Annotated in this window: 22 protein-coding genes and 2 pseudogenes; 10 read left to right on the top strand and 14 right to left on the bottom strand. The window is 72.0% G+C overall.

Going from position 1 to position 21,791, the window contains the following annotated elements; translation table 11 throughout:
- Positions 1-5: 5 nt before the first annotated feature.
- From HDC93_RS27020 to fabG, 3 genes are all read right to left on the bottom strand, one after another.
- Positions 6-1,592, bottom strand: a complete 1,587-nt coding sequence (locus HDC93_RS27020) for an ABC transporter substrate-binding protein (protein ID WP_185013417.1) — start codon at positions 1,590-1,592, stop codon at positions 6-8.
- Positions 1,593-1,790: 198 nt separating this feature from the next.
- Complete coding sequence (locus HDC93_RS27015; protein ID WP_097215410.1) at positions 1,791-2,549, bottom strand: SDR family oxidoreductase; 759 nt, start codon at positions 2,547-2,549, stop codon at positions 1,791-1,793.
- A gap of 12 nt (positions 2,550-2,561) precedes the next feature.
- Positions 2,562-3,323, bottom strand: coding sequence for a 3-oxoacyl-ACP reductase FabG (fabG, locus tag HDC93_RS27010; protein ID WP_097215411.1), 762 nt, complete (start codon positions 3,321-3,323; stop codon positions 2,562-2,564).
- 231 nt (positions 3,324-3,554) lie between these two features.
- Between fabG and HDC93_RS27005 the strand changes: the two genes are divergently transcribed.
- Complete coding sequence (locus HDC93_RS27005; RefSeq protein WP_185013416.1) at positions 3,555-4,022, top strand: excalibur calcium-binding protein; 468 nt, start codon at positions 3,555-3,557, stop codon at positions 4,020-4,022.
- Positions 4,023-4,098: 76 nt separating this feature from the next.
- On the opposite strand, the gene HDC93_RS27000 is transcribed toward HDC93_RS27005, so the two are convergent.
- Positions 4,099-4,512, bottom strand: coding sequence for a DUF3037 domain-containing protein (locus HDC93_RS27000; RefSeq protein WP_185013415.1), 414 nt, complete (start codon positions 4,510-4,512; stop codon positions 4,099-4,101).
- Complete coding sequence (locus HDC93_RS26995; RefSeq protein ID WP_185013414.1) at positions 4,509-5,264, bottom strand: HipA family kinase; 756 nt, start codon at positions 5,262-5,264, stop codon at positions 4,509-4,511. The genes HDC93_RS27000 and HDC93_RS26995 overlap by 4 nt, the downstream gene beginning before the upstream one ends.
- Before the next feature lie 198 nt (positions 5,265-5,462).
- On the opposite strand from HDC93_RS26995, the gene HDC93_RS26990 reads away from it, so the two are divergent.
- The gene (locus tag HDC93_RS26990) at positions 5,463-5,951 is read left to right on the top strand and encodes a Rieske (2Fe-2S) protein (protein ID WP_185013413.1); all 489 of its coding nucleotides are present in this window, start codon (positions 5,463-5,465) and stop codon (positions 5,949-5,951) included.
- Here the strand turns inward: HDC93_RS26990 and HDC93_RS26985 are convergent.
- Positions 5,938-6,588 (bottom strand): cysteine hydrolase, encoded by a 651-nt coding sequence (locus HDC93_RS26985; RefSeq protein WP_185013412.1) that lies wholly within the window; start codon positions 6,586-6,588, stop codon positions 5,938-5,940. The genes HDC93_RS26990 and HDC93_RS26985 overlap by 14 nt on opposite strands.
- Before the next feature lie 134 nt (positions 6,589-6,722).
- Between HDC93_RS26985 and HDC93_RS26980 the strand changes: the two genes are divergently transcribed.
- Positions 6,723-7,193 carry a pyridoxamine 5'-phosphate oxidase family protein gene (locus HDC93_RS26980; protein WP_030835784.1) on the top strand — a complete coding sequence of 157 codons (471 nt, stop codon included), beginning with the start codon at positions 6,723-6,725 and terminating at the stop codon, positions 7,191-7,193.
- A 565-nt stretch (positions 7,194-7,758) separates the two neighbouring features.
- Here the strand turns inward: HDC93_RS26980 and HDC93_RS26975 are convergent.
- Positions 7,759-8,661 (bottom strand): LysR family transcriptional regulator, encoded by a 903-nt coding sequence (locus tag HDC93_RS26975; protein ID WP_185013411.1) that lies wholly within the window; start codon positions 8,659-8,661, stop codon positions 7,759-7,761.
- A 75-nt stretch (positions 8,662-8,736) separates the two neighbouring features.
- Here HDC93_RS26975 and HDC93_RS26970 point away from each other — a divergent pair, with 75 nt between their 5' ends.
- Positions 8,737-9,690: a DMT family transporter gene (locus HDC93_RS26970; RefSeq protein ID WP_185013410.1), complete on the top strand. Its 954-nt coding sequence runs from the start codon at positions 8,737-8,739 to the stop codon at positions 9,688-9,690.
- A gap of 78 nt (positions 9,691-9,768) precedes the next feature.
- Here the strand turns inward: HDC93_RS26970 and HDC93_RS26965 are convergent, their stop codons facing one another.
- A complete protein-coding gene (locus tag HDC93_RS26965) occupies positions 9,769-11,100 on the bottom strand; it encodes an aminotransferase class I/II-fold pyridoxal phosphate-dependent enzyme (RefSeq protein WP_185013409.1) in 1,332 nt (443 codons plus the stop codon).
- 35 nt (positions 11,101-11,135) lie between these two features.
- On the opposite strand from HDC93_RS26965, the gene HDC93_RS26960 reads away from it, so the two are divergent.
- From HDC93_RS26960 to HDC93_RS26950, 3 genes and pseudogenes are all read left to right on the top strand, one after another.
- Positions 11,136-11,822 (top strand): pyridoxamine 5'-phosphate oxidase family protein, encoded by a 687-nt coding sequence (locus HDC93_RS26960; RefSeq protein WP_185013408.1) that lies wholly within the window; start codon positions 11,136-11,138, stop codon positions 11,820-11,822.
- A pseudogene (locus HDC93_RS26955) lies at positions 11,822-12,132 on the top strand (FMN-binding negative transcriptional regulator); the annotation flags it as partial. The gene HDC93_RS26960 and the pseudogene HDC93_RS26955, both read left to right, overlap by 1 nt.
- 167 nt (positions 12,133-12,299) lie before the next feature.
- A pseudogene (locus HDC93_RS26950) lies at positions 12,300-12,617 on the top strand (FMN-binding negative transcriptional regulator); the annotation flags it as partial.
- A 102-nt stretch (positions 12,618-12,719) separates the two neighbouring features.
- On the opposite strand, the gene HDC93_RS26945 reads toward HDC93_RS26950, so the two are convergent.
- The 3 genes from HDC93_RS26945 to HDC93_RS26935 all read right to left on the bottom strand — a co-directional run bounded on the left by HDC93_RS26945 (position 12,720) and on the right by HDC93_RS26935 (position 15,532).
- The gene (locus HDC93_RS26945) at positions 12,720-13,670 is read right to left on the bottom strand and encodes a DMT family transporter (protein ID WP_185013407.1); all 951 of its coding nucleotides are present in this window, start codon (positions 13,668-13,670) and stop codon (positions 12,720-12,722) included.
- A gap of 223 nt (positions 13,671-13,893) precedes the next feature.
- Positions 13,894-14,898, bottom strand: a complete 1,005-nt coding sequence (locus HDC93_RS26940; RefSeq protein ID WP_185013599.1) for a DMT family transporter — start codon at positions 14,896-14,898, stop codon at positions 13,894-13,896.
- Between the two features lie 85 nt (positions 14,899-14,983).
- The gene (locus HDC93_RS26935) at positions 14,984-15,532 is read right to left on the bottom strand and encodes a Clp protease N-terminal domain-containing protein (protein ID WP_311774629.1); all 549 of its coding nucleotides are present in this window, start codon (positions 15,530-15,532) and stop codon (positions 14,984-14,986) included.
- A 223-nt stretch (positions 15,533-15,755) separates the two neighbouring features.
- Between HDC93_RS26935 and HDC93_RS26930 the strand changes: the two genes are divergently transcribed.
- Positions 15,756-16,184, top strand: coding sequence for an SRPBCC family protein (locus HDC93_RS26930; RefSeq protein ID WP_185013405.1), 429 nt, complete (start codon positions 15,756-15,758; stop codon positions 16,182-16,184).
- A gap of 91 nt (positions 16,185-16,275) precedes the next feature.
- Here the strand turns inward: HDC93_RS26930 and HDC93_RS26925 are convergent, their stop codons facing one another.
- Entirely contained in the window at positions 16,276-16,911 is a 636-nt protein-coding gene (locus tag HDC93_RS26925) for a PadR family transcriptional regulator (protein WP_185013404.1), read from the bottom strand.
- A 165-nt stretch (positions 16,912-17,076) separates the two neighbouring features.
- On the opposite strand from HDC93_RS26925, the gene HDC93_RS26920 reads away from it, so the two are divergent.
- On the top strand, positions 17,077-17,895 hold the full coding sequence (locus HDC93_RS26920) for a PhzF family phenazine biosynthesis protein (RefSeq protein WP_185013403.1): 819 nt from the start codon (positions 17,077-17,079) through the stop codon (positions 17,893-17,895).
- A gap of 50 nt (positions 17,896-17,945) precedes the next feature.
- Here the strand turns inward: HDC93_RS26920 and HDC93_RS26915 are convergent, their stop codons facing one another.
- Positions 17,946-18,746 carry a CPBP family intramembrane glutamic endopeptidase gene (locus HDC93_RS26915; protein WP_185013598.1) on the bottom strand — a complete coding sequence of 267 codons (801 nt, stop codon included), beginning with the start codon at positions 18,744-18,746 and terminating at the stop codon, positions 17,946-17,948.
- Between the two features lie 68 nt (positions 18,747-18,814).
- Positions 18,815-20,332 (bottom strand): glutamate-cysteine ligase family protein, encoded by a 1,518-nt coding sequence (locus tag HDC93_RS26910; RefSeq protein ID WP_185013402.1) that lies wholly within the window; start codon positions 20,330-20,332, stop codon positions 18,815-18,817.
- 545 nt (positions 20,333-20,877) lie between these two features.
- On the opposite strand from HDC93_RS26910, the gene HDC93_RS26905 reads away from it, so the two are divergent.
- Complete coding sequence (locus tag HDC93_RS26905) at positions 20,878-21,462, top strand: hypothetical protein (protein ID WP_185013401.1); 585 nt, start codon at positions 20,878-20,880, stop codon at positions 21,460-21,462.
- Positions 21,463-21,791: the final 329 nt, after the last annotated feature.

The following is a 21,791-nucleotide window of genomic DNA, read 5'->3' as shown; positions in this document are numbered from 1 at the left end:
ACCGCCTACCAGGCGGTCTTGCGGTGCAGCTCCCACAGCATCATGATCGTCGACGGGTCCAGGGCCCGCTCGGCGCCCGAGACGTCCCGGCTGGCCGCCACGTACTGCCGGCCCTGCCACAGCGGCAGCAGCCGCGCGTCGTCCACGAGGATCCGCTGGGCCTCCTCGAACTCCTTCTCCACGTTCGCGCGGTCACTCTCCCGGCGCGAGCGGGGCAGCAGATCGCCGGTGATCTCGGGGGCCGGGTAGGGCGTGCCGAGGGCGTTCTGGTCGCCGACGAACGGCGCGATGAAGTTCTCGGCGTCCGGGAAGTCGGGGAACCAGCCGCGCCCGAACACCGGGTACTCGCCCTTCTGGTAGCCCTCGACGTAGGTCTTCCAGGGGCGGCTCTTCAGACTGATCGAGAACAGGCCGGAAGCCTCGAGCTGGCGCTTCAGCTCCTTGAACTCCCCGGCGGTCTCGGAGCCGTAGCGGTCGCTCGTGTACCAGAAGGTGAGCGGGACGCGCTGGTTGATGCCCGCCTCGGTGAGGATCTTGCGGGCCTTGGCGACGTCGGGGTCGCCGTAGTCGTCGAAGAACCCCGTGGTGTGGCCGGTGAGGCCCTTGGGGACCATGGAGTACAGCGGGTCGACGGTGTCCTTGTAGACCTTGTGGGCGATCGCCGCCCGGTCGACGACCTGCGCGATGGCCTGGCGCACGGCCTTCTTGTTCGCCCAGGAGTCCTTCGGGTTGAACACCAGGTAGTTGATGTCGGTGCCGGTGCCCTCGACGAGCTGGATCTCCTCGTCCTTGGAGGACTTGCTCTGGAGCTCGACGACATCGCCCGCGGCCAGACCGCGGTAGGTCACGTCGATCTTCTCGTCCCGCAGGGCCTTCACCATGGTGGCGGAGTCCTGGAAGTAGCGGACGGTCACCGCGTCGTTCCGGCGCTCCGCGTAGCCCTTGTAGGAGTCGTTGCGCACGAGGACGGCTTCCTCGCCGTCGGAATACGAGTCGAGGGTGTACGGCCCGGACCCGACCACGTCACTGCCCTCGCGCAGGCTGTTCTCCGGGTAGGCCTCCGGGGACACGATCGACATGGCGGGGGTGGCGAGCACGAACGGGAAGGTGGCGTCCGGCTTGTTGAGGTGGAAGATCACCTCGCGGTCGTTCGGCGCCTGGACCCGCTCGAGGCTGCCCAGCAGACCCGCGGGACCGCCGTTGACATTGATCTTGCGAATCCGGTCGAACGAGTACTTCACCGCCCGGGCGTCGAGCGCGTCTCCGTTGGAGAACTTCAGGCCCTCGCGCAGCTCACAGCGGAAGACCTGGTTCGAGGCGTCGCTGAAGCCGCACTTCTCGGCGGCGTCCGGCTGGGGCGTGCTCGCACCCGTCGGATAGCTCAGGAGCGTCTGGTAGATGTTGCGGAACAGCTCCCAGGAGCTGTCCCACGACGCGGCAGGGTCGAGCGTGCTGGGGGCACTGGTGGTGCCCAGGACAATCGGTCCTTCGTCCTCCGGGGTGTCGGACGACAGCACGCCGCACCCGGCGAGCAGGGACGATATGGACGCGATGGCCGCCACCCGCCACAGGCACCGGTTCCGCTTGAACACGCGCACGCTCCTCGATCTGCCATACCAAGGGTCGGCAGACCATACCGCAGTGCCGGGCCCGCTGACCCTCCCCGTCCATGACCTCTTGATCGATAAACCTTTGACGACGTTGTCATCGTGCTTTGCGGTGCTTTTACGCCGACACGGGCGCCGTTTGTGTCAACGGGCGCCCGTGCCGGTTCGCGTACGCGGTCCTCGTCAGCCGGTTCCGGCGTTGAGGAAGATTCCGCCGTCCACCACGAGTGTCTGGCCGGTGACCCAGTCGGACTGCTCGGAGGTGAGGAACGCGGCAGCGCCCCCGATGTCGGAGGGCACGCCCAGCCGGCCCAGCGGGTAGGCCGCCGCGGCCTCCTCCTCCCGTCCCTCGTACAGGGCCTGGGCGAACTTGGTCTTCACGACCGCCGGGGCGATCGCGTTGACCCGCACCTTGGGCGCGAACTCGTGCGCGAGCTGCACGGTCAGGTTGATCATCGCGGCCTTGCTGACGCCGTACGCGCCGATGAACGGCGAGGGCGACAGGCCCGCGACGGAGGCGATGTTGACGATCGCGCCGCCGTTGTCCTTCTGCCAGGCGTGCCAGGTCCGCTGGGCGAAGCCGAGCGCCGAGACGACGTTGGTCTCGAAGACCTTGCGGGCCACGTTCAGGTCGAGGTCGGCGATCGGCCCGAACACGGGGTTCGTGCCCGCGTTGTTGACCAGGTAGTCGACGCGGCCGAATGCCTCCATCGTGCGCTCGACGGCGACGGCCTGGTGGGCCTCGTCGTGCGCCTTGCCCGCCACGTAGACCGCGCGGTCGGCGCCGAGCTGCTCGACGGCCTCCTTGAGGGCGTCCTCGTTGCGGCCGGTGATGCACACGCGGTCGCCGCGCGCGATCAGGGCCTCGGCGACGCCGTAGCCGATGCCGCGGCTGGCGCCCGTGACGAGGGCGACCTTGCCGGAGAGTTCCACGGAAGTCATGTCTGTTCGTCCTTAGTCGAGCGGTCCGCCGGCCACGTACAGCACCTGGCCGGAGACGAATCCGGCCGCCTCGCCGGTGAAGAAGGCGATGGCGTTGGCGATGTCCTCCGGCTCACCGACCCGGGCCACCGGGATCTGGGTGGCGGCGGCGGCCTTGAAGTCCTCGAAGCCCATGCCGACGCGGTCGGCGGTGGCCTTGGTCATCTCGGTCGCGATGAAGCCGGGGGCGACGGAGTTGGCGGTGACGCCGAACTTGCCGAGCTCCTTGGCGAGGGTCTTGGTGAAGCCCTGCAGACCCGCCTTGGCGGCCGAGTAGTTCACCTGGCCGCGATTGCCGAGGGCGGACGACGACGACAGGTTGACGATCCGGCCGAAGCCCGCGTCCACCATGTGCTTCTGGCAGGCCTTGGACATCAGGAAGGCGCCGCGCAGGTGCACGTTCATGACGGTGTCCCAGTCGGAGACGCTCATCTTGAACAGCAGGTTGTCGCGCAGCACGCCCGCGTTGTTGACCAGGATCGTCGGCGCGCCCAGCTCCTCGGCGATCCGCGCGACGGCCGCCTCGACCTGCGCCTCGTCCGAGACGTCGCACCCGACCGCGATGGCCTTGCCGCCGGCGGCGGTGATCTTCTCGACGGTGTCCTTGCAGGCCGCCTCGTCGAGGTCGAGCACGGCGACCGCGCGGCCCTCGGCGGCCAGTCGTACGGCGGTGGCGGCACCGATACCGCGCGCGGCACCGGTCACGACGGCAACCCGCTGGTCAGTGGTGGACATGACTGCTACTCCTCAGGTGAGCGACCGCTTAGTACCTTCAGTGGGTGTGACGCTAGAAGCCCTGGCACGCGGTGTCAACGGCCCAGGGCGGCATGTGATCCATCACCCCGGCCCCACCCTGCCCGGCAGCCTCCTCCGGGACACCCGACCGGCCTACGGCCACGCGCCGCCACACCTCTTCGCGCCCAGCGTCGGAGCGCGAGCCACCCGTGGTCGGAAGGGAGGCGCTCCATGCGCCGTCGCACCGGTGCCATCGGCACGCTGTTCGCGGTCGCCGCGATCGTGCCCCTGGCCGACCCCGCTCATGCCCGGCAGGACCTGGACTGCCGTGACTTCGCCTTCCAGGAGGACGCGCAGGCCGTCTTCGACGCGGATCCGGGCGATCCCGACAGGCTGGACGAGGACCAGGGCCGCGACGACGGTGTCGCGTGCGAGGCGCTGGCCCGCCGCGGGATCATCGACCCCACGACGTCGCCCCCCTCGTCCCATCCCTCCGCCAGTCCGTCCGTGAGTCCCTCGGGCAGCCCCTCCGCTCCCGTGACCGCCACTCCCACCGGCGCTCCGAGCCAGGGTGTGCGAGGTGGGCTCGGGGGCGCGGTGGCCTCGGGACCGAGCGACTGGGACATCGCCGTCGGTCTGGCCTTCGCGGCGGGTGCAGCCGTCGCCGCCGGCTGCGTGGTGAAGCGCCGCCGGCGCTGACGGCCGGAGGGGGCGGCTGTTGGAGCGGCCGTTGGGGCGGCGGCTCCCGAGAAACGGCTGTCACCTCACCAGCGGGTCACCTCACCAGCAGGTCCAGCAACCGACCGGTCTCCGCCGCCGGGTCCGTGGTCAGGCCGGTGTGCACCGGGCCGGGCTGGACGATCGTGGAGCGGGGGGCGACGAGCCAGCGGAAGCGGCGGCCCGGGTCGTCGGCCGCCGCCTGGCCCGCCGTCGGGCCGCCCGCGCACAGCCCCTCCACCGCCCGCAGGGCGGCGCGGACCCCGGCCACGTCGGCGCGGGGGTCGAGGGCCAGCAGCCGTGTCTCGTCGAGGTGGGTGCGGGCACCGACGTAGGACGCGGCGCGGCAGTAGACGAGGACGCCGGCGTTGATGCACTCGCCGCGTTCGACACGCGGGACGACGCGCAGGAGGGCGTACTCGTAGACGTGGCGGTCCCGGGGCCCGCCCTTGATGATGTGCCGGTCGTTCACTTCAGCCCCTGGATGCGGTCGTGGATGTCGGCGGCCCGTGCCAGCAGCGGGTGCGCGTAGGCCTGCCGGAGGTCGTCCGGCGTGGCGAAGCCGGGTTCGTCCAGGAGCCAGGTGTCCGGGATCTGCGCGGTGACGTCGGCGAGGAGTTCCTCGGTGACCAGGGGCGCCAACTCGGCCGCGGCGGCGGTGACATCGGGCGCGAAGGACGCCAGCGCGTGGTCGGAGGCGTCGTAGGGGCGGGCGGCGGAGGCCTGGACGCCGGGCCAGTTGTGGTGCCAGATCATCGTCGCGCCGTGGTCGACGAGCCACAACTCGCCCCGCCACCTCAGCAGATTGGGGTTGCGCCAGGACCGGTCGACGTTGTTGATCAGGGCGTCGAACCAGACGACCCGGCCGGCCTCCTCGGAGCTCACCGGGAACGCGAGCGGGTCGAAGCCGAGCGCGCCGGAGAGGAAGTCCATGCCGAGGTTGGTGCCGCCGCTGGACCTGAGCAGGCTCTGCACCTGCTCGTCCGGTTCGCCGAGGCCCAGCTCGGCGTCGAGTTCGACGGTGACCAGGCGCGGCATCCGCAGCCCCAGCCGACGGGCGAGTTCCCCGCAGACCACCTCGGCGACGAGTGTCTTGCGGCCTTGTCCGGCGCCGGTGAACTTCAGTACGTAGGTGCCGAAGTCGTCGGCCTCGACCAGGCCGGGCAGCGAACCGCCCTCGCGCAGGGGCGCGATGAAACGGGTCGCGATCACTTCCTTGAGCATCGCCCCAGGTTACTGACGCACGCGCCGGCCGCGGTGACGGCCTCGCGGCGGGGCGGGCCGGAACCCGACAGCGAACCGACAGCTCCGCTTTACCCGTGTCCTTCCCGGATCGGGTCAGGATTTCGACATGGTCTGAACAGCCGGTCCGCAAGGGCCGTACCTCTCCGCAGTTCACGAATCCCCGGAAGGAACGTCAGCATGACCAGCGAATCAGTTCAGCCGATGTCGGGACCGAGCCGCCGTACCGTCGTGGCGGCGGTCGGCGCGGCGGGGCTCACCGTGGCGCTGACGGCGTGCGGGTCGGAGGACAAGGCGTCCGACCCGTCCACCGAACAGGGCGCCGCCGGCGGCGGCGCGACGAACGACGGAGGCGGCTCGTCCGGCGGAGCGGGGGCCGGTGGCGCGGCGCTCGCGAAGACCGCCGACATCCCCGAGGGCAGCGGCAAGATCTTCAAGGACGAGAAGGTGGTGGTCTCTCAGCCGGCCGCGGGCGACTACAAGGCTTTCTCGACGATCTGCACCCACCAGAAGTGTCCGATGGTGGACCTCAAGGACGACATCATCTCCTGCGCCTGCCACGGCAGTCAGTTCTCCGTCTTCGACGGCAGCGTGAAGAAGGGGCCGGCGGTCCAGCCGCTGGAGGCGAAGCAGATCAGTGTGAACGGCGACTCCATCACGCTCGCCTGACCCCGCGCGGACGCTCCAGGCACGCCAGCACCTCGTCCGTGGTCGCGACCGTGGCGACCAGCGCGAGGGTGTGGCGGATCATCGCGGGGGTGTAGTCGGACGGCACTCCCGCGATGGCGTCCGCCGGGACGACGACGGTGTAGCCGCGGTTCACGGCGTCGAACACGGCATTGGGGACGGCCACGTTGGCCGAGACCCCGGTGACGATCAGCGTGCGGCAGCCGAGGTTGCGCAGCAGCGGGTCGACGTCGGTGCCCTGCACGGGTGACAGCCCGTGCAGGCGCCGTACGACGAGGTCCTCCTCGGCGACCTCGATCGGGGCGGCCACCCGCACCGCCGGTGTGCCGGCCAGCTGCTGGACGGGCAGCCGTGCGGCGGCGCGGAACAGACGGGCGTTGCTGTTGGCGCCGCGGCCGTCGGGGCGGCGCTCGGCGACGGCGTGGACGACCTGGACGCCGCCGTCGTGGGCGGCCGCCACCAGACGGGCGACGTTGGCCAGGGCACCGCCGTCGCGTGCCTGTTCGGCGAGTTCGGGCAGGGCGCTGTCCTCCCCGACGACGCCCTCCTGGCACTCGACGGTGAGCAGCACGGTGGTGCGCGGGTCGAGGAGCTCGCTGAGCGCTTCGTACGAGGGCACGGCTTTCCCCCTGTCACCGGCGGCCGGGCGGGCGAGCGTAACCACCATTGCGCACGGACGGAAGAGCACTCATCCTTTTCTGACGTGATGTCAGAGGATCTCCTCTGGCACGACGTGGGAGAAAGAGGGGGCGCATGACCGTCACGCAGCAGCGCAGAGGCCGGAAGATCATGATGACGCCGGGCGAGCTGGACGACTTCCTGACCACCCAGCGCACCTGCCGGGTCGCCACGGTGTCGGCCGACGGGGCGCCGCACGTGAGCACGCTGTGGTTCGCCTGGGACGGCGCCTCGATGTGGCTCTACTCGGTCGTCCGCAGCAAGCGGTGGACCGACCTGCGGCGCGACCCGCGGGTGGCGATCGTGGTCGACACCGGCGAGGACTACGACGAGCTGCGCGGCGCCGAGCTGTCGGGCACCGTCGAGTTCGTGGGCGAGATACCGCGCACGGGTGAGCTGCGCGCCGAACTTGACGTGCCGGAGACGTTGTTCGCGCGGAAGAACTTCGGTCTGGAGGAGATGCCGCACGACGGCCGGCACGCCTGGATCCGTCTGACCCCGGAAAAGATCGTCTCCTGGGACTTCCGCAAGCTGGCCGGGCAGTAGCCGACTCGGGACTCCGGCCGTGGCACGGGCGGCAGCCGCGGCCAGGAACTCCGGCTGCGGGCCGGGCTGCGGCCGCTCCCCGGGACACGACAGCCACGCGGCCGAGGCGGTGCCGGCCGTTCAAGCGGGACCACACTCGTGGCCCGGGCGGCCGCACCCCCGAAACGACAACCACGCGGCCCGGGCGGCGCAAGCCGTTCACCCAGCACCACCGCCGCGGACCCGGGCGGCGGCCGCACCCCCGAAACGACAACCACGCGGCCCAGGCGGCGCAAGCCGTTCACCCAGCACCACCGCCGCGGACCCGGGCGGCGGCCGCACCCCCGAAACGACAACCACGCGGCCCGGGCAGAGCAGCCACTCCCCGGCAACCACACCCGCGGCCCGGGCAGAGCAGCCACTCCCCGGCAACCACACCCGCGGCCCGGGCCGGGGCGGCGGGGGGGGGGGGGGCTGCCATCCACTCCCAGCCACACACACCCGCGGGCCGGGGCGGGCCCCCCCCCCCCCCCCCCCCCCCCCGAAACGACAACCACGCGGCCGGGGCCGCAGCCGCTCCCGGGCCTCAGCCGACGCTCTCCCCCGCCGCCCGCAGGGCCTTCACCGCCGCCCGGATCGACGGGCGGCGGTCCGCGTCCGCGCGCCAGACGACGTACACGTGCCGCCGGACCCGCTGCCGGAGGGGGACGGTCACGACCCCGGCGGGCACGGGGTGGCGGCCGAGGATGGGGGCGATGCACACACCGAGGCCCGCGGCGACCAGCGCGAGCTGGGTGTGGTTCTCGGCGGCGCGGTGGCCGACGACCGGCTCGACGCCCTTGGAGCGCAGCGTGAACATCAGCCACTCGTGGCAGAACTCGCCCTCGCCCCAGGTGATCCACTCGTCGTCGGCGAACTCGGCGAGGTCCACCTCCGCGCGCTCCGCGAGCCGGTGGCCCACCGGCATGGCGACCTCGGCCGGGTCGTCCAGGATCGACGCCTTGACCAGCCCGTCGGGCAGCGCCATCGGCTTGTTGTACCAATCCAGCACCACGGCGAGGTCGAGGTCGCCGCGCACGACCCCGGCGATGCCCTGCTCCGGTTCGAGTTCGCAGGAGCGCAGCCGGAGCGCGGGGTGCTGCCGGCGCAAGGCGGCCAGCGCGTGCGGGAACAGCCCCCGTGCGGCCGTCGGGAACGCCGACAGCCTGAGCTCGCCGACGACCTGCCCGCGCTGCGCCTCCAGGTCGGACTGGGCCAGTTCCACCAGGGACAGGATGCGCCCGGCGTGCTCGGCGAGCAGCCGACCCGCGTCGGTGAGCCGCACCCCGCGGCCGTTCTTGGCGAGGAGCTGCTGGCCGACCTCCCGCTCGAGCTTGGACAGCTGCTGCGAGACGGCGGACGTCGTGATGTGCAGCCCCTGGGCCGCGCCGCTCACCGATCCGTGCCGGGCGAGGGCGTCGAGGGTGCGCAGGCGCTCCAGGTTCAACACGTAAGCAATGCTACGCGATACCGGGTGCGAAATCTCGATTGTGCTACGAGGTTTCGGTACCGCATCGTGGCTGGCATGAGCACCGTCACCACCCCGGCCGACCGGGTCACCACCGCCCCATCCGCACCGCACCGCCGCCGCCTCGACTGGCGCCTCCGCTTCGCCGCCCTGTCCCTGATCTGGGGTTTCAGCTTCCTCCTCATCAAGGTGGGCACCGAGGGGTACGCGCCGTTCCAGGTGACGCTCGGCCGGCTGGTGTTCGGCACGGCGGTGCTGGCCGCCGCGATGGCGGTGCGGCGCGAACGGCTGCCGCGCGGGGCGCGTACCTGGGGGCATCTGGCGGTCGCCGCGTTCCTGCTCAACGCCCTGCCGTTCTCCCTGTTCGCGTACGCCGAGCTGACCATCCCGTCCACGCTGGCGGGCATCTGCAACGCGACCTCGCCGCTGTGGGCCATGGCGCTGTCGCTGGTCGCCCTGTCGGAGGACCGGCCGACCCGGGTGCGGGTCGCGGGGCTCGGTCTCGGCTTCCTCGGCGTGCTCACCGTGCTCGGCGCCTGGCAGGGCTTCCACGGCCTGGACGCCACCGGGACGGCACTGGCCCTGCTCGCCTCCCTCAGCTACCCGATCGGATGGATCTACGTCCGCCGCACCCTGGCCGGCACCGGCCACTCGCACCTGTCGATGACCGGCGCCCAGCTGCTGCTCGCGACGGTCCAGCTCGCCGTCGTCACGCCACTGTTCACGACCCTGCCCACCCGCGTGTCCGTCGTGCCGCTGCTGGCGATCGCCGCCTTGGGCGCGCTGGGGACGGGCCTCGCGGTCCTCCTCCAGTACGGCCTGGTAGCGGAGGTCGGCCCGACGACCGCGCAGATGGTCACGTACTTCATCCCGGTCATCGCCACGGCCGCGGGCGTCGCCCTCCTCGGTGAGGCGCTCGCCTGGTCGACGCCGGTGGGGGCGGTGATCGTGCTGACGGGAGCGGCGCTCACGCAGGCGCGGCCCAAGCCCCGGAAGGTGGCTCAGTCGTAGCTCCGCGAACCCGAGAAACCCGGCCGGCGCCCCCTCAGCCACAGCTCCGCGAACCCGAGAATCCCGGCCGGCGCCTCCTCAGTCGTAGCTCCGCGCCGGGGCGGGTCCGAGGGCCGCGGCGATCGCGTCGGCCAGCTCCTCGATCTCGCCCCGGGCAAGCGTGGAGACGGTGACCCGGATGCCGGGCGGTGCGCTCAGCCGGAAGCGGGCGCCGGGGGCCACGGCCCAGCCCGCGTGCAGCAGCCGGGCGACGGCGCCGGTCTCGTCCGGTACCGGCACCCACACGTTCATGCCGCTGCGCCCGTACGCTGCCACACCCCGCCGTTCGAGCGCGCCGATCAGCGCGTCCCGCCGTCGCCCGTACGACGCCGCCACCTCGGCGGTGTCCACCGCGCCGTCGGCCCACAGCCGCACCAGGGCCCGCTGCATCAGCCGGCTGACCCAGCCGGGCCCGAGCCGGTGCCGCCCGCCGACCCGGTCTACGGTGACGGCGTCCCCGGTGAGCACGGCGAGGCGCAGATCAGGGCCGTAGGCCTTGGCGGCGGAGCGTACGAACGCCCAGTGCCGGGTGACTCCGGCCAGCGGGTGCAGGGGCACGTCGACGATGCCGTGGCCGTGGTCGTCCTCGATCAGCAGGACCTCCGGGTGCTCGCGGAGCACGGCGCGCAGGGCACGCGCGCGGGCGGCGCTCACCGCGGCGCCGGTCGGGTTCTGCGCGCGGTCGGTGACGATCAGAGCCCGCGCCCCGGCCTCCAGCGCGCCGCGCACGTCCTGCGCGCGAGGCCCCTCGTCGTCGACGCCGACGGGGACGGTCCGCAGCCCGAGGGCGGGCACGAGATCGAGGGTGCGGCCCCAGCCGGGGTCCTCGACGGCGACGGTGTCACCGGGCTTGAGGTGGGCCGCCAGCACCCGTTCGACGCCGTCGAGGGCCCCGGAGACCACGGCGAGCGGCCCGTCCGGCACGCCGTCGGCGTCGAGTCCGGCCCGCGCGATCCTGGCCAGCTCCGGCTCCAGAGGGGTGTCCCCGTAGAGCACGGGCGCCCGGTCGCCCTCCTCCGCCGCCGCGGCGAACGCGCCCGCGAGGGGCGGCAGCAGCGCCGGGTCCGGATTGCCCTGCGCCACGTCCCGCACGCCCTCGGGGACCTCCACCCGGAAGTGCTCCCGCCCGGTCGTCGCCGGCGTGGGCCGCACCCGGCTGCCGCGCCGGCCCGCGGTCTCGATGACCCCGCGCTCGCGCAGCGTGCGGTACGCGGCCGCGACCGTGTTGGGATTCACCCCCAGCCGCTCCGCCAACTCCCGCATGGGAGGCAGCAGTTGACCGGGCCGCAGCTCACCGGCCCCCACCGCTCGCTCGATGCTCGCGGAAATGTCCGCTGCGCGACGTCCACTGATCGGATACTCTCCTAGCACAAAGCCAATTATGCACTAGTGCAATGGAGAGCGCCATGCAGGGGACCACGCAGACGCCGTCCCAGCCCGACACCGCCTACACCCCGTCCGACCGCACCGTCCCCACCCGCTCCCCGGACCGGGCCTCGTACGACAGGCACCTGGTGCACGCGATACTCGACGAGGCCTACGTCTGCCATCTCGGGTTCGTCCGCGACGGGGCGCCGGTCGTGCTGCCCACGCTGTACGCCCGCGTCGGCGAGCGGCTGTACGTGCACGGATCGACGGGCTCGCGTCCGCTGCGGGCGGCCGGTCAGGCCGACCCGGGTCTTCCGGTCTGCCTGACGGTCACGCACGTGGACGGTCTGGTCCTGGCCCGCTCGGCCTTCCACCACTCGATCAACTACCGCTCCGTGGTGGTGCACGGCGTCGCCCACGACGTGACGGACCCCGAGGAGAAGCGGCAGGCCCTGGACGCGCTGGTCGACCACGTCGTGCCCGGCCGCTCCGCGGACTCGCGCCCCGCCAACAAGAAGGAGCTGGCCGCCACCGCCGTGATCCGCCTGGACCTGGACGAGGTCTCCGCGAAGCTGCGCACCGGCGGCGTGAACGACGAACCGGAGGACCTCGCTCTCCCGCACTGGGCCGGCGTCGTCCCGGTGCGGCGCACCTACGGCACGCCGGACGCCGACCCCGGCCTGGTCCCCGGCACCGAACTGCCCGGCTACCTCGCAGCCTTCTGATGCTGATCCACCCCTGGGACGCGCCCCGCGACGACACCGAATGGCAACGGTGGCTGGCCGAGCACGACTTCGGCCGGCTCGCCGTCAACGGCCTGCCGGGCGAACCGCCCCACGTCCAGCCCCCGCACTTCGTCTACGACGCCGGACGCGGCGAGGTCGTCACCCATCTCGCCTGCCCGAACCCGCTCTGGCCCGCGCTGGAGGCCGGCCCGGACGTCCTGCTGAGCGTGGTCGACGACTACGTGTTCGTGCCCGGCCCTGGCAGGCCGCCCGGACGTCCCGCCCGAGCACGGCACCCCGACGAGCTTCTAAGGGGTCCTTTCACTATGCCCGTCCGGGTCGCGCGGCCTGGCACCGCACCTCGCCGCGTTGCCGAAAAGCCCTAGTAGCTCCGCTACGAGGGCTTCCCGGCGCCTTGCGACGCACGGCACCAGACCACGCGCCCTGATCGGACGCTCATAGTGAAAGGACCCCTAAGCGGCCGTGCAGCTGCGTTGCCGCGCCCATGTCGTGGACGACCCGGCGGAGAAGGCCGCGCTCCTCAACCGCCAGGTCGACCACTTCCAGCCGCGGGGCGGCTCCGCACGGGCGGCGGTGGGCGAGGCCCCGTACGGCAGAATGCTGGCCGGCATCCGCGGCCTGCGCCTCGAAGTGACGGACGTGCGCGCCACGTTCAAGTACGCGAACCACAGGCCCGCCGAGGTCCGGGACCGGATCGCCGCGGGCCTGGCGGACCGCAGCGGTCCGGGCGACTCCAGGGCGCGCGCCCATCTCCTGCGGAGGCAGGAGGCCTGAGGCCTAGGTGTTCTGTCCGAGGAGGTTGTGGACGGGTGAGCCAGGTCTCGGCTGAGAGATCTTGAACAGGTGAGGGCCTTCCATGCCGGCCCGGGCGGCACCTCACACGGCCGGCACCGGCTCCTCGGCCGTCCGCGCGCCCCGGGCCTCCCCCACCGCGAGGCCGGCCACCGAGCCCAGCATCAGCAGGGTCCCTGCCAGCGTCGCCGCCGTGAGGTGTTCGCCGAGCAGGACGACGGCGAGCACCGCCGCGCTCACCGGTTCCAGCAGCATGATCACCGAGACGGTGGCGGACCGTACGACGGCCGCGCCCGCGAAGTAGAGGCCGTAGGCCAGCGCGGTGGGGACGGCGGCGACGTACAGCAGCAGGAGCAGGAGCCGGCCGGGCTCCTCGGTGTGCGGCAGCAGTCCCTCCGCCAGGGCGAACGGCAACAGGCACAGGCTCGTGACGGCGAAGGCCCCGGCGGTCGTCCGGGTGGCGTCGCCCTCGCCGTCGCGGCCCCACCGGCGGGTGAGCAGCGTCATCACGCAGTACCCGGCCGCGGACAGCAGCGCGAGCAGCACCCCCGCGGGACGTACGGTCGTACCCCCGCCCCCGAGGACGAGCACCACGAGCCCGGCGAGGGCGCCCAGCACCGCGACGGCACCGCCCCGCCCCAGGCGTTCGGACAGGGTCAGCCGGGCGCCCAGCGCGATGAGGACGGGGCCCGCGCCCAGGGTGACGACGGTGGCCACGGCGAGGCCCGTGGCGGAGACGGCCGCGAAGTACGCGGTCTGGAAGACGGCGAGGCCGAGCCCGGTGACCCCGGTCCGCAGGACACGGCGGCCGAGCGGTTCACGCACGGGGGCCGCGGCGCGCGGGCGCACCAGACGGACGGCGAGCAGCAGCACGAGTCCTGCGGCACAGCGCCAGAAGGAAAGGGCGACGGGCCCCATGTCGGCGGCCCGGTAGACCAGGGAGGCGGCCGCGCCCGCGGTGCCCCAGGCGACACCGGCGACGATCAGATAGAGGAGGCCTCGCCCGACGGGCAGGCCGGAGGTGGTGTTCGACACGTGTTCTCTCCGCAGTCGCGCACGGCGCGCCGCACGCGACGAGCGGCGGCGGGTGCGCGGAAGTTCGGGAAGGGCCCCGGATCAGTGGGGATCAGGGGTCCACGGACTTCGTCTGCGGGCAGCACCGTTCTGCGCGGCGGCGCATCGCCGGGCGCGGTTTCCGGAGGGCCCGCCTCAGGCGGCCGGAGGCGGAAGAACGCGTGCGGAAGGCATGATCGGCACCTTAGGCGCTGGTCCCGCGCCGGGACAATTCCCTTTCCGGGCCACCGCTCGCCACCGGCTGTTCGGAACCCTTCGCGGGCGTCGAGGACTGCGCGATGAAAGCGCCCACCAGCACGATGGCCCCACCGGCGATCTGCGGCGCCGAGAGGTGCTCGCCGAGCAGGACCCAGGCCAGGACGGTGGCGATGACCGCCTCGAGACAGGCGACGACCCCCGCGACCTGCGGGGAGAGCCGCCGCACGGAGACCACACCGGTGACGTAGGCGACGACCGTGGCGACGAGGACGATCCACGCCAGCAGCACGACGGCGGCGACGGGCCTGCCGTCCATGCTCGCGGTGCCCTGGAGCACCGACCAGTCCATGGTCCAGGGCCGGGCGACGACGGTCAGCACGGCCGCGCCGACGAGCAGCCCGTAGGCGATGACGCCGAGCGGGTCGGGCGCCTCGTCCCCCGCGTCGCTGCCCTGGTCGGACAGGACGAAGTAGCCGACCTGGCAGCAGGCCGCGCCGAGCGCGAGCAGCAGTCCGAGGGCGTCGAAGCCGAGGCCCGACCAGACCTCGACGACACAGGCCAGTCCGCCGACCGCGAGGACGACACCGACGGCCGCGGCCCGCGTCACCGGCCGCTTCTGCACGAACCGCACCCAGCCCAGCACGAGCGCGGGCGCCAGGTACTCGATGAGCAGCGCGACCCCGACGGGGATCCGGGAGAGCGAGGCGAAGTAGCAGGCCTGGACACCGGCGACGGCCAGCAGTCCGAACCCGGCGAGCAGCCCGGGACGCCGGCGCAGCAGCGCGCGATGGCGTACGGCGAGCGGCAGCATCACCAGGGCCGCCCCGGCCACCCTCAGCCACACCACGTGCAGCGGGTCCAGACCTGCCTCGATCAGCGGCTTGGCCGCGACACCGGATCCACCGAAGGCCACCGCGGACAGGAGCGCGAGGCCGAGCCCCACACCCCTGCCGCGCCCGCTCACGCTGCTGTCAGAGGTACGCACCGGCACATGATGGCAGGCCATGACAGGAGCGTCATCCCCTATGGCACCTGTCTCACAGCCTGGACGGAGCGATCGGCCGGCGCCGTGCCGCTCAGCAGGTGGCTTCCCCGCACTCCTCGGTGAGGCCGGACCAGCCGTCGAGCCGGGCGATCACCTCGTGCGGGTCGATGCCGGCTCGTTCGAGCACCTCGACCGCGCGCGCCTGCGGGTCGACGACGATCGCCGCGAGCAGGTCGGTGCCGCGGGCCGGTCCACCGCGCCCGGCGGCGCGCTCGCAGGCGTACTCCATGCACCCGGCGGCGAGCGGGGAGAAGCCCGCCGTCCCCGTCACCACGGGTACGGCGCCGGAGTCCTCGACACCGCTCTGCCAGCGCAGGCCGTAGCCGATGCTGCGCTGGACGAGATAGCCGAGCAGCCGCGCGATCTGCGACCCCTCGCCGAAGACGGCACGCGTCTCGGGGTCGGATTCCAGCAGCGAGTGGAGCAGATGGGCGGTGTCGACCTGCCGGTCCCCGTCCCGGACGGCCCGGCGCCGGGCACCGCCGACCACCGACGCCAGCTCGTCACTGAGCCTGGCATCGTTGTCCACGCGCTGAATGCCGTGCTCATGGGCCGACTGCCGGGGGATACGAGGTTGCACATCCTCTACCCCATCAGTCCCGCGCACCCGGGTCATCCCCGGCGGGGAGCATTTTCGCGTCCCACGGGAAGTGGACTCCAGCGAGCGGAATCTCCTCCTTACGGAGGAGATCAGGCAGATTCAGGCGGAGACCGCCACACGGCTGACGGTTCGTCAGTATTGAACACTGCGGCCGCCACGGCTACGTTCCGCGACACCCAGCCCGAGACGAAGAGGTGGTCGCATGGCCGAAGTCAGCGCGGAGGCACGCATCGGGGCGCCGGCCGAGAAGGTGTGGGCGAGGCTCACGGACTGGTCCGCGTACGGCGAGTGGAACGCGACCCACACGAGTTTCCCGGCGGGCGGTCCGGGGCCCCTGGAGGTGGGCGCGACGTTCCAGGAGAACATGCGGCTGATGAACTTCCCGGCCGAGGTGGCGTGGACCGTCGAGGAGCTGGAACCAGCCCGCGTGCTCGCCATCCGCGGCAAGGGCCCGATGGCGGTGACCGTGGCGACGCGCTACACCCTCACACCCGACGGCGACGCCACGACGGTCCGCATCGACGGCGAGTTCACGGGCGCGACGGTGTCCCTGATGGCGGGCAAGCTCAAGGACTCGGCCACGGCGGCCCTGCACGAGTCGCTGCGCAAGCTTGACGGGCTGGTGACCTGACACCCCCGGCACGACGGGCTGGTGACCTGACACCCCCGGCACGCCGAAGCGCCCCCGGACCACTCCGGGGGCGCTTCGTCACCTGCGCGGTTCAGTCCTCGTCGGCGAGGATCAGATACAGCTTCTTGCGGGCCTCGTTGATGACGCCGACCGCCTTCTCCCGCTGCTCCTTGCTGCCGGTCTTCCAGACCTGGCCGAAGGCCTCCATCAGACCGAAGCCGGCCTGACGGATCTCGCCGAGGGCCTCCCAGTCGACTCCGCGGGAAGCCTCTTCCCAGGGCGCCTCGGGCCCCTCCTCGGCGGCCTCGCGGCCCGCATCGGTGAGCGAGAACAGCTTCTTGCCGCCCTCGGACGCACTGACGATCAGCCCCTCGTCCTCCAGCAGCTGGAGGGTGGGGTACACCGAACCGGGGCTGGGCTTCCACGCCCCGCCGCTGCGCTCGGCGATCTCCTGGATCATCTCGTAGCCGTGCATCGGCCGGTCCTTCAGCAGGGCCAGGATCGAGGCGCGTACGTCACCGCGCCGCGCCCTCCCCCGTGGTCCCCCGCGCCCTCGTCCACCCCAGGGGCCCGGGCCGAAGCCCGGTCCACCGGGCCCGCCCCAGCCGGGGCCACCCGGCCCGCCCGGCCCGAAGGGACCGAAGGCCGCACGCAGCCCTTCGAAGCCACCCCGGCCGCGGTGCGGGCCCCCGTGTCCATGTCCACGCTCGAATCCGTGGGTACGCATCGCAGCCACTCTCCATTCCATCGTTGACCTGTCGCGATGCTTCAACGATATATCGGTGACACTCGACTGACAAGGCTCTGCCCGCACGCCCCGGCCGACGAAACCGGGCCAGGACTCGCGAATTGGCCTTGGCCTGCGGCTTGGTGGGAGCCCTAGCGTCGGGGCATGAGGATCCGAATCGTCGACGCCTTCACCGATCGTCCCTTCTCCGGCAACCCGGCCGGGGTCCTGCTCCTGCCCGGCGCGGACGCCTTCCCGGACGACACCTGGCTGCAGAACGTCGCCCTGGAGGTCAACCACGCCGAGACGGCCTTCGTCCACCCGCTCCCCGGGGGCCCAGAGGCGGACTGGGCGCTGCGCTGGTTCACACCGGCCACCGAGGTCGCGATGTGCGGCCACGCGACCCTCGCCACCGCCCACGTCCTGTACACGACCGGCGCACACACGGGCCCGGTGCGGTTCGCCACCCGCAGCGGCGTCCTCGTCGCCACGCCCGTCGCGGACGGCTCCGTCACCCTCGACTTCCCGACGGCCCCGCTCACCCGGACCGACCCGCCCCGCGGCCTCGCCGAGGCGCTGGGTGCCGAGCCGCTCACGGTCCTCGACACCGGTCCTAACATCGGCGACCTGCTCGTCGAGGTAGCCGACGAGAAGACGGTGCACGGCCTCCGTCCCGACCTGAGGGCCCTCGCGGACCACTCCGAGCGCGGCGTCATCGCCACCGCCCGCGCCGAGGACCCGGCCCGGGGCTACGACTTCGTCTCGCGCTGCTTCTTCCCGAACGTCGGCATCGACGAGGACCCGGTCACGGGCAGTGCCCACACGGCGCTCGCCCCGTTCTGGTCCGAGCGTCTGGGCCGCCCCGGCCTCACCGGTCTGCAGGCCTCAGCCCGGTCCGGCCGCGTCCGCACGGAGTTGCGCGGCGACCGCACCCTGCTGACCGGCACGGCGGTCACCGTCATCGAGGGCGACCTGGTGGCCTGAGACGAACGAAGGGGCGTACGACACCGTCGTACGCCCCTGCCCGTGTCACGTCAGGCCGTCGGCAGCCAGCCCACCTTGCCCGCCAGCAGCGCGTAGCCGACGAACGCCCCGATGTCGAGCAGCGAGTGGGCCACCACGAGCGGGCCGACCCGCCCCCAGCGGCGGTAGAGCCAGACGAAGACGACGCCCATGACCATGTTCCCGACGAAGCCGCCGATGCCCTGGTAGAGGTGGTACGAGCCGCGCAGAACGGAGCTGCCGACCAGGGCCGCCGTCGGGGTCCACCCCAGCTGGCCCATGCGGCGCAGCAGGTAGCCGACGACGATCACTTCCTCCAGCACGGCGTTCTGGATCGCCGAGAGGATCAGCACGGGGTACTTCCACCACACCTCCGGAAGTGCCTCGGGCACCACGGTGAGGTTGAAGCCGAGGCCGCGGGCCGCGAGGTAGAAGGCGATGCCGGTGCTGCCGATGACCGCCGCGATCGCCGCCCCGCGTCCGAGGTCGGGCCAGGGGCGGGTGCGGTCGAAGCCGATCGTGCGCAGGCTCGCGCCCTCGCGCAGCAGGAAGTGCGCGACGAGCGCGACGGGCACGAGCGCCGTGGTGATTCCGAAGAGCTGCCAGGCAAGGTCGAGCCAGGGCCGCCCGGGCGCCGCCGAGGCGTTCAGCGTGGCCGCCTGGTCCCTGAGGCCGCCCGGCTTGGTGACCGACCCGATGAAGCTGATCAGCGCGGACACTCCGCTCGCGCCGAGTGACAGCGCGAGGACCAGCAGCGTCTCGTTGCGGAGCATCCGCCGTGAGAGCTCCTGCTGGGGAATGGAATCGCCCACCGGGCTCGCCTCCGCCTGCACACCTGCCTCCACTTCACCGACCTGTCGGATCAGTATGGCGGCAGCGGGATCCCGTCCCGGCGGCGGAGTCAGCCCAGCGACACCGGCTCGGGCAGTCCCACCGGCCAGGTGTGCACCGGGTCGCCCTCGTGCATCAGCTCGCGGTAGCGCCGGGTGGTGGCGGCCAGCGCGTCGTCCCGGGAGAGGCCGGCGTCCAGTGCCGTGTGGAACGTGGCGGCCTGCCAGCTCGCTCCGTTCACCCGGCGCCGGCACCGCTCCTCGATCACGCCCAGGTACAGATCGCGGTCGGCCGGCTCGACTCCCCAGGCGTCCAGCCCGGCCTCGGCGAGCGGCAGCAACTCGTCGCGGATCAGGTTCACCGCGTCGACCTCGGCCATGCCGCCGTACCGGCCCCGCCGGGGCCAGGTGAAGCGGGCGTCGATGCCGTCCTTGCACGCGGCGTCGAAGTTGGCGGCGGCCGCCTCGAACGGCAGCCGGGTCCACACCGGCCTGGACTCCTCGGCCAGGGCCCGGACGACCCCGTAGAAGAAGGCCGCGTTCGCGATGACGTCGATGACGGTGGGTCCGGCCGGCAGGACGCGGTTCTCCACACGCAGGTGCGGGACGCCGTCGGCGATGCCGTAGACCGGGCGGTTCCAGCGGTAGATCGTGCCGTTGTGCAGGACGAGTTCGGCGAGCGACGGTGTGCCGCCCTGGTCGAGGACCTTCAGCGGGTCCTCGTCGTCGCAGATCGGCAGCAGGGCCGGGTAGTAGCGCAGGTTCTCCTCGAAGAGGTCGTACGCCGAGCTGACCCAGCGCTCGCCGAACCAGGTGCGCGGCCGGACGCCCTGGGCCTGGAGCTCGGGCGGGCGGGTGTCGGTGGACTGCTGGAACAGCGGGGGCCGCGACTCGCGCCACAGCTCGCGGCCGAAGAGGAAGGGCGAGTTGGCGCCGACGGCGATCTGCGCGGCGGTGACCGCCTGGGCCGCGTTCCACACGTCGGCGAAGCGGGCCGGGGTGACCTGGAGGTGCAGCTGCACCGAGGTGCAGGCGGCCTCCGGCGCAATGGACTTCGAGGTGCAGCTCAGGTGCTCCACGCCGTCGATGTCGAGGGTGAACTCCTCGCCGCGGGCGGCCACGATCTGGTCGTTGAGGAGGGTGTACCGGTCGACGTCGGAGAGGTTCGACGACACCAGGTCGTCACGGTCGAGAGTCGGCAGAATACCGATCATCACAATTCCCGCGTCGACCTCGCCGGCTTTTCGGTCGGCATATGCCAGTGACGTACGGAGTTCCTCCGCGAGACGGTCGAAAACCCGGCCCCCCAGACGGTGTGGGGGGATGTTCACTTCCAGGTTGAACATGGCGAGTTCTGTTTGGAAGTCGCGGCTCGCGATGCGTTCGAGGACTTGCCCGTTCAACATTTTCGGCATGCCGTCGGCACCCGCGAGATTCAATTCGATCTCCAGCCCCATGAGGTTCTTGGGGCGATCGAACCGCTGCTCCGCCAGGAGTCGCTCCAAGCCCGTCAGACACTGACGCAGCTTGTCGCGGTAGCGCTGGCGATCGGACAGGTCGAACCGGCCTGCCGCGACCTTCTCCCCCATCGAAGCGTCCCTTCTCGGTGATGCGGGCCGGGATCCGGCTGCCTGGGTCCCGGTCAGGTGGAGGATGCCCAGTGAAAGCGATCGATAACGTCCCGGGCGGACCCGTCGGCCGCTACGCTGGTCATGTGTGACCGATGGCACATTCACTCGGCAAGTCACACAGGACGGGTAACGGCCCCCGGGAACTCGTGAAAAACGCCGACGAGAATGGGCCGACCGGTTCGCGGACATGCGCCGAGGTCATCGCAGTGCACCCCCGCCTGGAATCGGGATAATTCTCGCGTAACGCCGACCGAATGTACTCTTGTTCTACTCACCGGAAACGGCTAGACGAAACACAGTCTGAACCCGTGTCGTATAAACTCCGCGAACAAGGCAGAAGGTTGGCGCCCACGGTCGATGGGTCCTGCCGCCGAGGCGACGCGGACCCCACCCCCCTCTCGTTCACATGACCCCGGCCCCTGCCTCTCTGACCCCCGTGAGCTGACAGCGCCGTCCGCCCCCGCCCTCGCGCCACCGTGCCTTTGAATGAGAGGCGACCCACCATGCCGCTGCATGTCCCTCCGGCTCCCGCGCCCGCACTCCGTTCCGTCCTCTCTGCGCTCTCCTCACCCACCGCGGTCCGCGAAGCCCGAACTCCCTCCCTGCTCGGCACCCAGGGACCCGCCACACCCGAGCTCCCCCTGCCCGTGCACGTCCTCGACCACGTCACGGCCGAGGGCGTGTCCGCGACCCGGCTGGCCGGGTGGCGCTTCCTGATCCGCTGCGGCGACCGCGCCGTGGCCGCGGCGGAGACCATGCTGACTCCCGACGGCTGGACCTTCTCCCACTTCTTCGAAGGCCCGTACATCACCTCCACCGAGCGCGCCCTGCGCCAGGCCGAGACGATGCCGCAGCCGTACCAGCCCCGCCTGCTGTCGGTGCCCGGCCTGTACATGCTGACGCTCTGGCTGCACGAGGACTGCACCGCGGACGGTGCCACCGGCCATCCCGCCGCCACCGATCTGCTCGTCCCGCTGACGCCGGCGCCTCCCGGCATCGCGGCCCACCGCCCGCACCGCGTCGCCGACCTTCTCCCGGTGCTGACCCACCGGGCGGCCCCCACCAGACTCCTCGGCTCGCCCGCCTGAAGCACCACGCGGTTCTCCGCACCCCGTCGCCGAATTCCCGGCGGCGGGGTGCTTCATGTACCGCGCGTTCGACCACGAACCGCTCACACGATCGCTTTACCGCTCACACGATCGCTCGTACGAGCGTTCATTGGCTCCTACGAGCCGGAAAGGGAGCCGACCCGAGCGGACTAGCCCCAAGGCCGTTCAGTTTGCGGTTGGGGGAGGTTGTCAAGGGCCTGCGGGTGCGAGGATTTCGATGCCGGTGGTGGCTTTGTAGCTGGTCCGGTCGATGTGGGGGCCTCGGGCCTGGTACTTGGAGATGGCGCGTTTGACGATGCGGGGGCTGA

Origin of the sequence: Streptomyces sp. AK010 (assembly GCF_014207295.1) — a bacterium.
Lineage (GTDB): Bacteria > Actinomycetota > Actinomycetes > Streptomycetales > Streptomycetaceae > Streptomyces > Streptomyces massasporeus.
Note: the sequence above shows the minus strand (reverse complement) of the source record. Positions and strands in the feature narration are given on the sequence as shown.

What these genes read in the sequence shown, in the direction of transcription:
- HDC93_RS26930 (WP_185013405.1), top strand. Translation starts at nt 15,756, where the DNA reads ATGGCCGAAGTCAGCGCGGAGGCACGCATCGGGGCGCCGGCCGAGAAG.
- HDC93_RS26905 (WP_185013401.1), top strand. Translation starts at nt 20,878, where the DNA reads ATGCCGCTGCATGTCCCTCCGGCTCCCGCGCCCGCACTCCGTTCCGTC.
- HDC93_RS26910 (WP_185013402.1), bottom strand. Translation starts at nt 20,332, where the DNA reads ATGGGGGAGAAGGTCGCGGCAGGCCGGTTCGACCTGTCCGATCGCCAG.
- fabG (WP_097215411.1), bottom strand. Translation starts at nt 3,323, where the DNA reads ATGTCCACCACTGACCAGCGGGTTGCCGTCGTGACCGGTGCCGCGCGC.
- HDC93_RS26960 (WP_185013408.1), top strand. Translation starts at nt 11,136, where the DNA reads ATGCAGGGGACCACGCAGACGCCGTCCCAGCCCGACACCGCCTACACC.
- HDC93_RS27015 (WP_097215410.1), bottom strand. Translation starts at nt 2,549, where the DNA reads ATGACTTCCGTGGAACTCTCCGGCAAGGTCGCCCTCGTCACGGGCGCC.
- HDC93_RS27005 (WP_185013416.1), top strand. Translation starts at nt 3,555, where the DNA reads ATGCGCCGTCGCACCGGTGCCATCGGCACGCTGTTCGCGGTCGCCGCG.
- HDC93_RS26980 (WP_030835784.1), top strand. Translation starts at nt 6,723, where the DNA reads ATGACCGTCACGCAGCAGCGCAGAGGCCGGAAGATCATGATGACGCCG.
- HDC93_RS26995 (WP_185013414.1), bottom strand. Translation starts at nt 5,264, where the DNA reads ATGCTCAAGGAAGTGATCGCGACCCGTTTCATCGCGCCCCTGCGCGAG.
- HDC93_RS26970 (WP_185013410.1), top strand. Translation starts at nt 8,737, where the DNA reads ATGAGCACCGTCACCACCCCGGCCGACCGGGTCACCACCGCCCCATCC.
- HDC93_RS26990 (WP_185013413.1), top strand. Translation starts at nt 5,463, where the DNA reads ATGACCAGCGAATCAGTTCAGCCGATGTCGGGACCGAGCCGCCGTACC.
- HDC93_RS26925 (WP_185013404.1), bottom strand. Translation starts at nt 16,911, where the DNA reads ATGCGTACCCACGGATTCGAGCGTGGACATGGACACGGGGGCCCGCAC.
- HDC93_RS26920 (WP_185013403.1), top strand. Translation starts at nt 17,077, where the DNA reads ATGAGGATCCGAATCGTCGACGCCTTCACCGATCGTCCCTTCTCCGGC.